We start from the raw sequence: 13010 nt of genomic DNA, 5'->3' as shown, positions 1-13010 counted from the left end.
GCCGTTGTGTCGCACGCCGATCGAAGGATCAGCTCAGTGCTTGCAGCACCTTGGCAGTGATGGCTTCTACCGAGCCAACGCCAGGGATGTGGCTGTACTTCGGCTTGCCCTGGGCAGCGGACAGCTTCTGGTAGAAGTCCACCAGCGGCTTGGTCTGCGAGTGGTAGACCGACAGGCGATGACGCACGGTTTCTTCAGTGTCGTCTTTACGCTGCACCAGGTCTTCACCGGTGACATCGTCCTTGCCTTCAACCTTCGGCGGGTTGTAGACGACGTGGTACACGCGGCCCGAGCCTTCGTGAACGCGACGACCGGCGATACGCTGGACGATTTCTTCGTCTTCAACGGCGATTTCGACCACGGCGTCCAGCTCAACGCCAGCCTTCACCAGGGCTTCAGCCTGGGGAATGGTGCGTGGGAAGCCGTCGAACAGGAAACCGTTCTTGCAGTCTTCCTGGCTGATGCGTTCCTTCACCAGGTTGATGATCAGGTCATCGGAAACCAGGCCGCCGCTGTCCATCACGCTCTTGGCGATCAGGCCCAGCTCGGTGCCGGCCTTGACGGCCGCACGCAGCATGTCGCCGGTGGAGATTTGTGGAATGCCGAATTTTTCAGTGATGAACTTTGCCTGAGTACCTTTACCGGCCCCGGGAGCTCCCAGCAGAATGACGCGCATTGATGTGCTCCTCAATTTTTATATAGAGATGACGCTCGGATTCACCGCGTTGGGGCAAATCTCGTAGAAGTGTGGCTCGTAGCAATAGGATTCGGGCCGCCCAAACGGCCAAAGGCTGATCAAGATACACAGCAGGCCTTAACCACACAAGCCGCCAAAAGTCGCAGGAACCGCGCCAGGCATGCGTCATAGGTAGGGTGTGCCTGAGTGCAACCCGACGCTGTAAACGCCGACCGCCCTGTTCCGGGCGGCCGTCGTGGTTTATCTGCAAACCGTTGAGAACACGCAAAAAACCTCAGCCGGTGTTGCGCAAACCGGCGGCAATACCGGCCACGGACACCAGCAGCGCCTGTTCCAGAGGGCTGTCCTGGGCCGCTTCCTGCTGGCGCGAGCGAGCCAGCAACTCGGCCTGCAACAGGTGCAAGGGGTCAAGGTAGGTGTTGCGCAGGCGGATGAACTCCAGGGTGTCAGGACTATGGGCCAGCAGTTGCGACTGGCCAGTCAGGCCAAGCACCACGTCACAGGCCTGCGACAATAGGTCGCGCAAGTGCACACCCAATGGCAACAGATCCGGCTGGACCAAGCGCTCGTCATACAGGCGCGCGATATCGGCATCTGCCTTGGCCAGCACCATTTCCAGCATATCGATGCGGGTGCGGAAGAATGGCCATTGCTCACGCATCTGTCCCAGCAGTTCGCCCTCGCCGCGTTCCAGGGCCTTGCTCAACGCGGCTTCCCAGCCCAGCCACGCCGGCAGCATCAGGCGAGTCTGGGTCCAGCCGAAGATCCAGGGGATGGCGCGCAGGCTTTCTATACCACCGGCGCGGCGCTTGGCCGGACGACTGCCCAGCGGTAAACGGCCAAGCTCCTGCTCGGGGGTGGACTGGCGAAAATACTCGACGAATTGCGGATTTTCCCGCACCACCGCACGGTAAGCACTGACACCATCGGCGGCCAATTCGTCCATCAAGTGGCGCCAGGCCGGCTCGGGTGGAGGCGGTGGCAGCAGCGTCGCCTCCAACACGGCGGCCAGGTACAGGTTGAGGTTCTGCTCGGCAATGTCCGGCAGGCCGAACTTGAAGCGGATCATCTCGCCCTGTTCAGTGGTACGGAAACGCCCCGCCACCGACCCCGGCGGCTGCGACAGGATCGCCGCGTGGGCCGGGCCGCCGCCACGGCCGACGGTGCCACCGCGACCATGGAACAACAGCAGTTCCACCTGCTGCTCACGGCAGATATCCACCAACCGTTCCTGGGCGCGGTATTGCGCCCAGGCCGCGGCGGTGGTGCCGGCGTCCTTGGCCGAGTCGGAGTAGCCGATCATCACTTCCTGCGGGCCCTGCAAGCGCGCACGGTAGCCCGGCAGCAGCAACAGTTGCTCGATCACCGGGCCGGCGTTATCCAGGTCGGCCAGGGTTTCGAACAGCGGCACCACGCGCATCGGCCGCTGAACGCCCGACTCTTTAAGCAACAACTGTACCGCGAGCACATCCGACGCAGCCCCGGCCATGGAGATGACATACGAGCCCAGCGATGCAGCCGGCGCGGCGGCCACCTCCTTACAGGTGTTGAGCACTTCGGCCGTGTCCGCCGATGGTTTGAAATAGCTCGGCAGCAGCGGTCGACGGTTGGCCAGTTCCTTCATCAAAAAGCTGATGCGTGCGTCTTCGTCCCACTCTTCGTAACGACCCAGGCCCAAGTAATCGGTGATTTCGGTCATGGCCGCCGAATGGCGACTGGAGTCCTGGCGCACATCCAGCCGCACCAGGAACAGGCCAAAGGTGACGGCCCGGCGCAGGCAATCGAGCAACGGGCCATCGGCGATCACGCCCATGCCACACTCATGCAGCGACTGGTAGCACAGCTCCAGCGGCTCCAACAGATCGCGGTTGTTCTGCAACACCTCGGCCGGTGCCGGCGTGCTGCTGCTCAACGCGGTGTGCGCCCACTGGCGTGTGGCACGCAGGCGTTCGCGCAGTTGCTTGAGCACGGCGCGGTAGGGTTCGACACTGTCGCCCACTTTGGCCTGCAATGCCGGGCTGGCGCGTTGCATCGACAGCTCGGAGGCCAAATGATCGATATCGCGCAAATACAGATCGGCGGCCATCCAGCGCGCCAGCAGTAGCACTTCGCGGGTGACCGGCGCAGTGACATTCGGGTTGCCGTCGCGGTCGCCGCCCATCCACGAGGCAAACCGAATCGGCGCGGCTTCCAGCGGCAGGCGCAGGCCCGTGGCAGCGTGCAAGGCCTGATCAGCCTTGCGCAAGTAATTGGGGATGGCGTGCCACAGCGAATGCTCAATCACCGCAAAGCCCCACTTGGCTTCATCCACCGGGGTGGGTCGGGTGCGGCGGATTTCTTCGGTGTGCCAGGCTTCGGCAATCAACCGTTGCAGGCGTTGGCGGATCTGTTCGCGCTCGGCGGTGGTGAGGTCGCGGTGATCCTGCAGCGCCAGTTGCGCGGCGATGGCATCGTATTTCTGGATCAGGGTGCGGCGCGCCACTTCGGTGGGGTGGGCGGTAAGGACCAGTTCGATCTCAAGTCGCCCCAACTGGCGCGCCAGGGATTCATTGCCATGACCTTCGCTTTGCAGGCGGGCGAGCAATTCAGGCAACACACGGGATTCAAACGGCGCCGGTTGCGACTCATCGCGTCGGTGAATCAATTGGTACTGCTCGGCGATATTGGCCAGATTGAGGAACTGGTTGAAGGCCCGGGCTACGGGCAGCAGTTCGTCTTCCTGCAATTGGTTGAGGCTGGTACTCAGCTCATCGCCAGCGCCGCGACGATCGGCCTTGGCGCCTTTGCGGATCTGCTCGATCTTGTCGAGGAAATCATCGCCGTACTGCTCTCGAATCGTGTTGCCCAGCAGTTCACCCAGCAGGTGAACATCCTCACGCAAGCGTGCATCGATATCACTCATCAGCCAATCTCCAGCCAGAAATCCGGGACGCGCAGGCGTGCCAGAGTGCCGTCAGCATCGTTTTATGACAAGACTTTAAACCTTGCAGCTTGCAGCTAGTCTCAACTGTGAGCCGCCGCGTTATCCATGCGTGCGACTGGTCACTCATCACCGCCTGCCATCCCAGGCTTTATTGAGGTTGCCATGAAAATTCGAGAACTGGCCCAGCATTGGGAAGAGAACGCCAAAGGTCGCTTGACCAAGACCGAGTACGCCATCCATCTGGATGTCGAGGCCGCCGCCCGGTTGGCGGCCATCGCCGAGATGTACCCCAAGCGCAACACCGAAGAACTGCTCGGTGAGCTGATCGGCGCCGCCCTTGAGGAGCTGGAAGCCAGCTTTCCCTACATCAAGGGGCAGCACGTCATCGCCACCGATGAAGAGGGCGACCCGCTGTATGAAGACGTCGGCCCGACGCCACGCTTTCTCACGTTGTCGCGGCGCTATCTGCATGATTTGTCGGCCAGTGCCGACGAACCCAAGCACTGACACCCCCTAGCTAACCCTTGTACACCGGGCCTCCCGGAGGCCGGTGTACTTCTGGGCGCAGCAAAAGTTCCAATTTTCTGCGCTGACCATTCAGTCAGTTATTTTTTTAGGCAAATCGCCATCTTCTCTGAACTATTCAAAAAAGCCGCCGGTCACAGCCAGTAAGCCATCACTTGGAACAGCCGTTTGAATCGGTGCCCCGCGCTTAACCGCAGAGCCCGCCACAGCTGACCACCTACGATGGATGTTGAAGTTTTTCAGGAGTTATCCAATGGAGTTGAAGACGATGAAGACCAGCACTGCCAAATCCTCGTTTAACCACCTGCGCGGGCTCAAATTGGCCGCGCTGGCAATCGGCACCAGCTTCGTTCTGGCTGGCTGCGCCGGCAACCCTCCGACCGAACAGTACGCCGTTACACAATCTGCGGTGAACAGCGCTGTCAGCGCCGGCGGCACCGAGTACGCGGCCGTAGAAATGAAGTCGGCCCAGGACAAGCTCAAGCAAGCCGAAATCGCGATGCACGACAAGAACTACGACGAAGCCCGTCGCCTGTCCGAACAAGCTGAATGGGACGCTCGCGTTGCAGAGCGTAAAGCTCAGGCCGCCAAAGCTGACCAGGCTGTGAAGGATTCTCAGAAGGCTGTTGACGAGCTGCGTAAGGAAGGCATGCGCCCGGCTGCTATCCAGCAGAAATAAGCCGCCGCCCCTGACTGCATCGCACCTGATATCGAATTGAAAGGACGACACGACTATGCGTAAACAATTGATGATCCCTGCCCTGCTGGCGATGAGCGTTGCCCTGGCGGCTTGCTCCACCCCGCCGAACGCGAACCTGGAAAACGCTCGGACCAACTTCTCGGCCCTGCAGGCCAACCCGAACGCCACCAAAGTAGCGGCCCTGGAAACCAAGGACGCGCAAGATTGGCTGGACAAGGCTGACAAAGCCTACCGTGACAAGGAAGACCAGAAGAAGGTCGACCAACTGGCTTACCTGACCAACCAGCGCGTTGAAGTGGCCAAAGACACCATCGTGCTGCGCGAATCCGAAGCCAAGCTGAAAAATGCCGGCGACGAACGTGCCCGCGCCCTGCTGGACGCCCGTGATGCACAGATCAAGCAACTGCAAGACAGCCTGAACGCCAAGCAGACCGATCGCGGTACCTTGGTGACCTTCGGTGATGTGCTGTTTGCTACCAACAAGGCCGACCTGAAATCCAGCGGTCTGGTCAACATCAACAAACTGGCGCAATTCCTCCAGGAAAACCCGGATCGCCAGGTGATCGTTGAGGGTTACACCGACAGCACTGGCGCCGATGCCTACAACCAGAGCCTGTCGGAGCGCCGTGCTGCTTCGGTACAGGTTGCACTGATCAAGATGGGCGTTGACCCACGCCGCATCGTGGCCACCGGCTACGGCAAGGAATACCCGGTTGCCGACAACGGCAGCGTGTCGGGCCGTGCCATGAACCGCCGCGTTGAAGTAACCATTTCCAACGACAACCAGCCGGTCAAGCCACGTTCGTCCATGGCGAACTGATTAATCGATGCTGAAAAAAAACCCACCTGACGGTGGGTTTTTTGTGTCTGTCAGACTTGGACCTGACGACCGTTATCACTGTCCGGCATCATCGCCTCCATCCCTTGGCGCCCACTCATCATCTTCCTCATCTGATCAGCGTCAGGCTGACCACCCGAACCACCAGATGAACCTGATCCGCCACCGCCCTGAGCGCCACCGGCGCCGCCGGAGAGCAGTTCGAGCAGCTTTTTGACCAGCTCCGGGTCTATTTTGTCCTTTTGATTACCAGCGCCTTCCGCGCCATCTTGCCCCAGGTTTTCCTGGCTCCTTGCCATTTTCAACATATTGGTTATAGCACTAATGCCACTCATATTTACACTCCAGGGTCCATACTCATAAGTTGTTTGCCAGTCGTACTGACAAGCTAGTCAGTGGCAACTTACGAAAAACGGTTCCAGATATGTCCGGCTATTTGGGATGACGAACCTGCTATTGCTGCAACTGCGGCGTTTCCTGCCCCATGCAACGCACGGCCTGTTTCTTGTTGTTCACCAGCACGCCGCTCAAGCCCTTCTGCTCCGTATCGAACATCACCAGTACCCCATCGACGCACTGCGCCACTTGGGCCGCTGGGGTGAGGGAGATCTTGTAGTCCTCGCCGGGTACGGTCTTGAGCATGGTGAAGTCACTGAGCAGTAACGCATCTTCCGGTTTGGCGAAGTGCAGGTAGCCGTAGTACCACAGGCAGCCGACGGTGCCGATGATGGTGCCGATACCGGTGAGAATCAGCGGGATCATGTTGCGTTCTTCGCTCATTGCGGGCTCTCTGATGAGTCAACTTTAGGAATGGGGTAGTTTGGAATCTCGCCCAGGCGACGCAGGCCGTTGAAGTGCTGCGGGTCGTCCAGGTAGCGCAGCATCACGGTTTGCCAGGTCTTGTCGGCAAAGGTCTGCACATGGCCGCCCCGGGTCAACTGCAACACCCTCGGCGGTGGCGCGGCCTGGTACAGACGGATGCCATTGGACAGCGGCACGATCGGGTCATCCAGGCTGTGGAACAGTAGTTTCGGTACGCCCGTCAGTTGCGGCATGGCGTTGATCGCACTGTCGGCGTCGGGCACCAGCCAGGACAAGGGCACCTGGAACGGCCATGTTAACCAGGAGGTGCTGAGGGCGAATTGTCCTACGTCACGATAACTGGCAGGCACGCCATCCAGCACCAGCGCCTTGAGCCGGGCCTGGCGCTCCGGGTGCGCCGCCAGGTAATGCACCGCCAACGCGCCGCCCAGGCTTTGGCCGAGGACAATCAGCGGCCGGCCCTGGGTTTCGGGCGCCGTGTCGAGCCAACTGAACGCCGCATCCACGTCCTGATAGATTGCCGGCAACGACGGGGTGCCCTCGGACAAGCCATACCCGCGATAGTCCACCAGCAGCACTTGATAGCCCTGCTCCGGCAACCACCAACTGCCGCCCAGGTGCCAGGCCAGGTTGCCGCCATTGCCGTGCAGGTGCAGCACCGTGCCTTTGACCGGCACACCCGCCTTGGCCGGCAGCCACCAGGCGTGCAGCTTCACGCCGTCAGCCGTGGTAAGAGTCACGTCGCGGTACGCCAGGCGAGCCTTTTCCGGGGTAAAGGGCAGGCCGGGCTCGGGGTAGAACAGCAGCGAACTGCAGCCGTTCAAGGCGAGTAGCAGGCACAGAATGCCGAGGATTCTCATCCGTTGAAGCCTCGTGAATAACCGCGTTTAAAGGATATTGGAGTAGTCCGCCTCGATCCGATCCAGGCTCAGGTGGTTGAGGAAGTTGGAGAAGCACATCCACGCCGCCAGCGCGTTCATATCGCGGAACTGCTCAGGCAGATACTTGGGTGGCACCACCAGGCCTTCATCCACCAGTTGGCGCAGGGTGCGCATGTCTTCCAGGGTGGTCTTGCCGCAGAACAGCAGCGGCACCTGTTCCAGCTTGCCTTTGCGCACGGCCAGCTGGATGTAGTTGTAGACCATGATAAAGCCCTTGAGGTAGGACAAATCCTTGGTAAACGGCAGGCCGTTCGGCACCGAGCCACGGAATACGCGGCTGGCGTTGCCGTAGCTTTCGGCCATTTCAAAGCCTTGCTCGCGGAAAAATTCGTACACCTGCAGGAAGTCGGCGCCCTCTTCCACCATGTGGATGGCGCGGGTGCGGTTGGTCAGTTTGCGCAGGCGACTGGGGTAGGAGGCGAAGGTGATGATCTCCATGAGGATCGCCAGGCCTTCCTGGGTCACGGTGGACGACGGCGGGCCCTTGGACAGGAAGGTGCAGATCGGCTGGTTCTGGCCGTTGAGGGTGGTGCCGACGTGCACCAGGCCTTCATGCACTTCCAGGGCGCGCACGTCGCGATTGTTGAACATCGCATCGGCGCGGATCTTGATGTAGTCGGCACCCGCCGCCGCGTCGGCGACGATGCCGTCGGACTCGAAGACGCGGATGGTCTCTTCCGCCTCGCCGAATACCTTGTTCAAGCGGGTTTGCAGCAGGGCGACGGCGTCCTTGGCGGTGAGGGTCTTGGCTTCGTCCTTGAGGTCGCCACGGCCATCAATATTATTCAGGTAGTCGGAGAGCATCAGGCCCAGGTCGGCCAGGGTCGGGTCGCCAGCATGGAAGGCATCGGAGGCAGCGCCGTACAACTCCTGGGAAATCAGGCCGAAGTCCTCGGTGCCGCGTGCTTCGAGCATACGCACCACCATGCGGTACTCGCGGCACATGCGCCGCATGATCTGCCCCACCGGGCTGAACTGGCCGAGGCGGCGAGTGATATCACGCTCAATGTTCTGGAACTCCAGCTTCACCGCACTGGAGTCGAAGGACAGCGGCCGGTTCAGGTAATAGTCGCGGTCCACAGCGGGCATTGCCTTGCCCTTGGCCTTGAGGAATCCCTGGCGAATGTTGTCGTCCCACTTCACGGCGTCGAGGACGCGAATCGGTGTTTGCGCCAGCACAATGCGATCGGACAAGGTGCGTATCGTCTGCTGGTAATCGTCCACCGGGTGCTTCCTTCTTTAAACGTTATTTGCCCGCACGCCGGTAGCGCACGGCTTCAACGAACACATCGGCATTGGCCGGGTTGTCCAGGTAGGCAAACACCTGGTCCATCGGGCTATCCACCAACACGCCGTCGCCTTCGACGGTTTCTACCGTATGACCACGCAACGCCTGTTGGCCGATGGCCTGGTGGATCTGTTCCAGATCCAGGTTGTAGACCACCAATTCGTGCTTTTCGTCGAATTCGAAGCCGGCCAGGATAAAATTCCCACCGAGCTTTGTAGGCAACGGCGCCGACAGGTACCAGCGGTTGCCATGGCGCGACACGCTGAACAGGTACTCGTCGCGCTGCTCCGGCGTGGCCTTAGGGTAGCTCACGGCTTTGTAACGGTGCTCACCGGCACGCGTGATGTGCAGGTTGAGCGGCTCGCCCCAGGCATTCTTGCTGGACCATTGGCCCAGCAACTCATCCGGCGCCGCTTCACGGGTTGCCAGCGGCTCCTTGAAGGTCACCAGGCAACCACTGAGCAGCAGGAACGACAAGGCGATTACTGCGGTGCGCCAGGTTTTCATCAGACACCCTCCGGTGTCAGACCGAGGCCAACACCAAATGCATGTAACGCTTGAGGATCTCAAGCATCTCTTCACCGGTCAGAGGCTCTGCGCCGCCCAACAGGCCCTGATATTCCATCCGACTGATAATCGCCGTCAACACCTTGGCGTCCTGCTGCGGTTCGCGGGAGCCCAGGACCTGGAAAAACTGCCCGGTGCCCTGCAACAAAATCTGCTGGTGGGAGCGCACCAGTTCGGCCAGGCGCGGGTTCAGCAGTGCCTCCTGGCGGAACGCCTGTTCAGCCATCAGGTATTCGCGGCGGTTGATCAGTTGGCGCTGCACATAGTCGGCGGTCAGGCGCGCGATGTCATCTGCCAGCTGTGAGCGCGACTCCGGGCTGCCATCGCCGTAGGCGACCATCTCGCGCAACAGGCCTTCGTTACGCACCCACAGCTTGCCCATGAAGGCGGCGCTGCGTTCGACGTATTGGGCGAAGGTATCGGTGAGCAGGTCATCGATGTCTTTGAAGTAGTAGGTGGTCGCCGACAGCGGCACACCCGCCTCCGCCGCCACCGCCCGATGGCGCACGGCACGCACGCCTTCGCGCACCACGATGCGCATGGCCGCATCGAGAATGTCTTGCCTGCGTTGCTCGCTGCCCCGACGGCTGGCCTTACGGCCCTGGTACTGGACGCTTTCAGCCACGGCAGCAGCAATGCCGGCGGCGCCTTCTTGTGCGATTACGCGGTTCACGACACACATCCTTGAATAGATCAAAACCTGGCGCTGTTTGCTTGACGCTTAAAAACGCCACATAAAAAAGCCGCCTTATAAAAGGCGGCTTCGGATTTCGCTACGTTTACACTTCTGGCCGCATATGCGGGAACAGGATCACATCGCGGATCGACGGCGAGTTGGTCAACAACATCACCAGACGATCAATGCCGATGCCTTCGCCGGCAGTTGGCGGCATGCCGTATTCCAGGGCACGCACGAAGTCGGCGTCGTAGTGCATGGCTTCGTCGTCGCCAGCGTCCTTGTCGGCCACCTGGGCCATGAAGCGCTCGGCCTGGTCTTCGGCATCGTTCAGCTCGGAGTAGGCGTTGGCGATTTCGCGGCCGCCGATGAACAGCTCGAAACGGTCGGTGACGTTCGGGTTGTCATCGTTGCGACGGGCCAGCGGCGACACTTCGAACGGGTACTGGGTAATGAAGTGCGGCTGTTCCAGCTTGTGCTCGACCAGCTCTTCGAAAATCATCACCTGCAATTTGCCCAGGCCTTCAAAACCCAGCACCTTGGCGCCGGCTTTCTTGGCGATGGCGCGGGCCTTGTCGATGTCGTTCAGGTCGTCGGCGGTCAGCTCAGGGTTGTACTTGAGGATCGAGTCGAACACCGACAGGCGCACAAACGGCTCACCGAAGTGGAACACCTTGTCGCCGTACGGTACGTCGGTGCTGCCCAGGACCAGCTGTGCCAGTTCGCGGAACAGTTCTTCGGTCAGGTCCATGTTGTCTTCGTAGTCGGCGTAAGCCTGATAGAACTCCAACATGGTGAATTCCGGGTTGTGACGGGTCGAGACGCCTTCGTTACGGAAGTTGCGGTTGATCTCGAACACCTTTTCAAAACCACCAACCACCAGGCGCTTGAGGTACAGCTCAGGCGCGATACGCAGGAACATTTCCAGGTCCAGCGCGTTGTGGTGGGTTTCGAACGGCTTGGCTGCGGCACCACCGGGGATGGTCTGCAGCATCGGCGTTTCCACTTCCAGGAAGTCACGCTGCATCAGGAAGCTGCGGATGTGGGCGATGACTTGGGAACGGACACGGAAGGTCTGGCGCACGTCTTCGTTGACGATCAGGTCAACGTAGCGCTGGCGGTAGCGCTGCTCGGTGTCGGTCAGGCCGTGGTGCTTGTCCGGCAGTGGGCGCAGGGACTTGGTCAGCAGGCGCACGCTGGTCATCTCGACGTACAGGTCGCCCTTGCCGGAACGGGCCAGGGTGCCTTCGGCTGCGATGATGTCGCCCATGTCCCAGGTTTTCACCGAGGCCAGGGTTTCTTCAGGCAAGGTCTTGCGGTTGACGTAGACCTGGATACGCCCAGTCATGTCCTGGATCACCATGAACGAGCCGCGGTTGAGCATGATGCGACCTGCCACCTTGACCGGGATCGCAGCCTCTGCCAGCTCTTCCTTGGTCTTGTCCGCGTACTGTTTCTGCAAGGCATCGCAGTAATTGTCGCGGCGGAAGTCGTTGGGGAAGGCATTGCCCTTGGCGCGCTCGGCAGCAAGCTTTTCCTTGCGCAGGGCGATCAGGGAGTTTTCTTCCTGTTGCAGGGCTTGCGGGTCGAGTTGTTGGTCGCTCATGTCTTTTGAAATTCCATCACAGGTTCGTTGCCCTCAGCCTACGGCTGAGGATCGCGGGCAAGCCCGCTCCTACAGGTTCTTTAGAGGCCGGACTTCAGGCTGGCTTCCAGGTATTCGTCGATATCGCCGTCGAGTACCTTGTCGCAATCGCTGCGCTCGATATTAGTGCGCAGATCCTTGATCCGCGACGCATCGAGCACGTACGAACGGATCTGGTGACCCCAGCCGATATCCGACTTGGTGTCTTCCAGCGCCTGGGAAGCGGCGTTGCGCTTCTGCATTTCCTGCTCGTACAACTTGGCCCGCAGCATTTTCATGGCGGTGTCCTTGTTCGCGTGCTGGGAACGTTCGTTCTGGCAGCTGACCACGGTGTTGGTCGGTACGTGGGTAATACGTACGGCCGAGTCGGTGGTGTTTACGTGCTGGCCACCGGCACCGGAGGAGCGGTAGGTGTCGATGCGCAGGTCGGCCGGGTTGATCTCGATTTCCACCTTGTCGTCGATCTCTGGCGAGACGAACACCGCCGAGAACGAGGTGTGGCGACGGTTGCCGGAGTCGAACGGGCTCTTGCGCACCAGGCGGTGCACGCCGATTTCGGTACGCAACCAGCCAAAGGCGTATTCACCCTTGATGTGCACGGTCGCGCCCTTGATACCAGCCACTTCACCGGCCGACAGTTCCATGATGGTCGCGTCGAAACCGCGTTTGTCGGCCCAGCGCAGGTACATGCGCAGCAGGATGTTGGCCCAGTCCTGGGCTTCGGTGCCGCCGGAGCCGGCCTGGATGTCCAGGTAAGCGTTGTTCGGGTCCATTTCATGGCTGAACATGCGGCGGAATTCGAGTTTGGCGAGGTTCTCCTCCAGACGGGCCAGCTCGGCGACGACATCGCCCACTGCGCCTTCGTCGTTTTCTTCGACGGCCATGTCCAGCAGGTCACGGCAATCGGCCAGACCGGTGTTCAGTTCGTCGAGGGTGTCGACGATCTGCGCCAGCGCGGCGCGCTCGCGGCCCAGCTCTTGGGCGTATTCGGGTTTGTTCCAGACAGCCGGATCTTCAAGCTCGCGATTGACTTCGGTCAGACGCTCATGCTTTTGATCGTAGTCAAAGATACCCCCGAATAGTTTCGGAGCGCTCGGACAGGTCCTTGATGGTGTTCAGGATCGGGTTGATTTCCATGGCGGGCAGCACTCGTTGGCGAACTTTTGAAAGCCGGCGAGTATAACGGCAAACGGGGGGGAGCGGCAGCCCGCTGGGCGAAAAGGCCTATTGGGGGCATATCCGTTTTTTGGGTAACGGCGGCTTAGGGTTCCGCCCTTACGGCGGGTCACTTTCGAAAAGCGCGAAAGTAACCAAAGCGCTCTTGCCCCAACACTCGGCACCTCGCCTAGGCTCGGTGTGCCCGAACGAAGGCTTGAATCCGTGGGCCG

13 protein-coding genes are annotated in these 13010 nt (G+C 60.6%); 3 read left to right on the top strand and 10 right to left on the bottom strand.

The window, feature by feature from the left end; translation table 11 throughout:
• Positions 1–28: 28 nt before the first annotated feature.
• Together adk and ppc are read right to left on the bottom strand one after the other, a co-directional pair.
• On the bottom strand, positions 29–676 hold the full coding sequence (adk, locus tag IQK56_RS02855; protein ID WP_003172225.1) for an adenylate kinase: 648 nt from the start codon (positions 674–676) through the stop codon (positions 29–31).
• Between the two features lie 295 nt (positions 677–971).
• The gene (ppc, locus tag IQK56_RS02850; protein WP_122309895.1) at positions 972–3599 is read right to left on the bottom strand and encodes a phosphoenolpyruvate carboxylase; all 2628 of its coding nucleotides are present in this window, start codon (positions 3597–3599) and stop codon (positions 972–974) included.
• Between the two features lie 183 nt (positions 3600–3782).
• Here ppc and IQK56_RS02845 point away from each other — a divergent pair, with 183 nt between their 5' ends.
• From IQK56_RS02845 to lptF, 3 genes are all read left to right on the top strand, one after another.
• Positions 3783–4127 carry a pilin assembly protein gene (locus IQK56_RS02845; RefSeq protein WP_122309892.1) on the top strand — a complete coding sequence of 115 codons (345 nt, stop codon included), beginning with the start codon at positions 3783–3785 and terminating at the stop codon, positions 4125–4127.
• 271 nt (positions 4128–4398) lie between these two features.
• Complete coding sequence (locus tag IQK56_RS02840; protein ID WP_099583389.1) at positions 4399–4824, top strand: DUF4398 domain-containing protein; 426 nt, start codon at positions 4399–4401, stop codon at positions 4822–4824.
• 55 nt (positions 4825–4879) lie between these two features.
• Complete coding sequence (gene lptF / locus IQK56_RS02835) at positions 4880–5665, top strand: lipotoxin F family OmpA-related lipoprotein LptF (protein ID WP_150674801.1); 786 nt, start codon at positions 4880–4882, stop codon at positions 5663–5665.
• 50 nt (positions 5666–5715) lie between these two features.
• Here the strand turns inward: lptF and IQK56_RS02830 are convergent, their stop codons facing one another.
• From IQK56_RS02830 to prfB, 8 genes are all read right to left on the bottom strand, one after another.
• Entirely contained in the window at positions 5716–6018 is a 303-nt protein-coding gene (locus tag IQK56_RS02830; protein WP_150761105.1) for a hypothetical protein, read from the bottom strand.
• Between the two features lie 118 nt (positions 6019–6136).
• A complete protein-coding gene (locus tag IQK56_RS02825; protein WP_003172217.1) occupies positions 6137–6463 on the bottom strand; it encodes a PA3694 family proteiin in 327 nt (108 codons plus the stop codon).
• Positions 6460–7365: an alpha/beta hydrolase gene (locus tag IQK56_RS02820; RefSeq protein WP_193862083.1), complete on the bottom strand. Its 906-nt coding sequence runs from the start codon at positions 7363–7365 to the stop codon at positions 6460–6462. The genes IQK56_RS02825 and IQK56_RS02820 overlap by 4 nt, the downstream gene beginning before the upstream one ends.
• Before the next feature lie 27 nt (positions 7366–7392).
• Positions 7393–8670 carry a flavohemoglobin expression-modulating QEGLA motif protein gene (locus IQK56_RS02815; RefSeq protein WP_122309872.1) on the bottom strand — a complete coding sequence of 426 codons (1278 nt, stop codon included), beginning with the start codon at positions 8668–8670 and terminating at the stop codon, positions 7393–7395.
• A gap of 22 nt (positions 8671–8692) precedes the next feature.
• Positions 8693–9241 (bottom strand): hypothetical protein, encoded by a 549-nt coding sequence (locus IQK56_RS02810; protein WP_150674805.1) that lies wholly within the window; start codon positions 9239–9241, stop codon positions 8693–8695.
• Positions 9242–9257: 16 nt separating this feature from the next.
• Positions 9258–9974, bottom strand: coding sequence for a TetR/AcrR family transcriptional regulator (locus IQK56_RS02805; RefSeq protein ID WP_099583394.1), 717 nt, complete (start codon positions 9972–9974; stop codon positions 9258–9260).
• 106 nt (positions 9975–10080) lie between these two features.
• Positions 10081–11583 carry a lysine--tRNA ligase gene (lysS, locus tag IQK56_RS02800; RefSeq protein WP_122309866.1) on the bottom strand — a complete coding sequence of 501 codons (1503 nt, stop codon included), beginning with the start codon at positions 11581–11583 and terminating at the stop codon, positions 10081–10083.
• 80 nt (positions 11584–11663) lie between these two features.
• Positions 11664–12759, bottom strand: a protein-coding gene (gene prfB / locus IQK56_RS02795; RefSeq protein ID WP_095943132.1) for a peptide chain release factor 2 whose coding sequence is annotated in 2 segments (ribosomal slippage) — positions 11664–12686 and positions 12688–12759 — 1095 coding nt in all. Because the reading frame shifts where the segments join, the coding sequence is not laid out codon by codon here.
• Positions 12760–13010: the final 251 nt, after the last annotated feature.

It is taken from the genome of Pseudomonas cyclaminis, assembly GCF_015163715.1.
Taxonomy (GTDB): Bacteria; Pseudomonadota; Gammaproteobacteria; order Pseudomonadales; family Pseudomonadaceae; genus Aquipseudomonas; species Aquipseudomonas cyclaminis.
This window is presented reverse-complemented; position numbering and strand designations above follow the sequence as displayed.

Coding starts and splice junctions, on each gene's coding strand:
- adk (WP_003172225.1), bottom strand. CDS start 676: ATGCGCGTCATTCTGCTGGGAGCTCCCGGGGCCGGTAAAGGTACTCAG.
- ppc (WP_122309895.1), bottom strand. CDS start 3,599: ATGAGTGATATCGATGCACGCTTGCGTGAGGATGTTCACCTGCTGGGT.
- IQK56_RS02845 (WP_122309892.1), top strand. CDS start 3,783: ATGAAAATTCGAGAACTGGCCCAGCATTGGGAAGAGAACGCCAAAGGT.
- IQK56_RS02840 (WP_099583389.1), top strand. CDS start 4,399: ATGGAGTTGAAGACGATGAAGACCAGCACTGCCAAATCCTCGTTTAAC.
- lptF (WP_150674801.1), top strand. CDS start 4,880: ATGCGTAAACAATTGATGATCCCTGCCCTGCTGGCGATGAGCGTTGCC.
- IQK56_RS02830 (WP_150761105.1), bottom strand. CDS start 6,018: ATGAGTGGCATTAGTGCTATAACCAATATGTTGAAAATGGCAAGGAGC.
- IQK56_RS02825 (WP_003172217.1), bottom strand. CDS start 6,463: ATGAGCGAAGAACGCAACATGATCCCGCTGATTCTCACCGGTATCGGC.
- IQK56_RS02820 (WP_193862083.1), bottom strand. CDS start 7,365: ATGAGAATCCTCGGCATTCTGTGCCTGCTACTCGCCTTGAACGGCTGC.
- IQK56_RS02810 (WP_150674805.1), bottom strand. CDS start 9,241: ATGAAAACCTGGCGCACCGCAGTAATCGCCTTGTCGTTCCTGCTGCTC.
- lysS (WP_122309866.1), bottom strand. CDS start 11,583: ATGAGCGACCAACAACTCGACCCGCAAGCCCTGCAACAGGAAGAAAAC.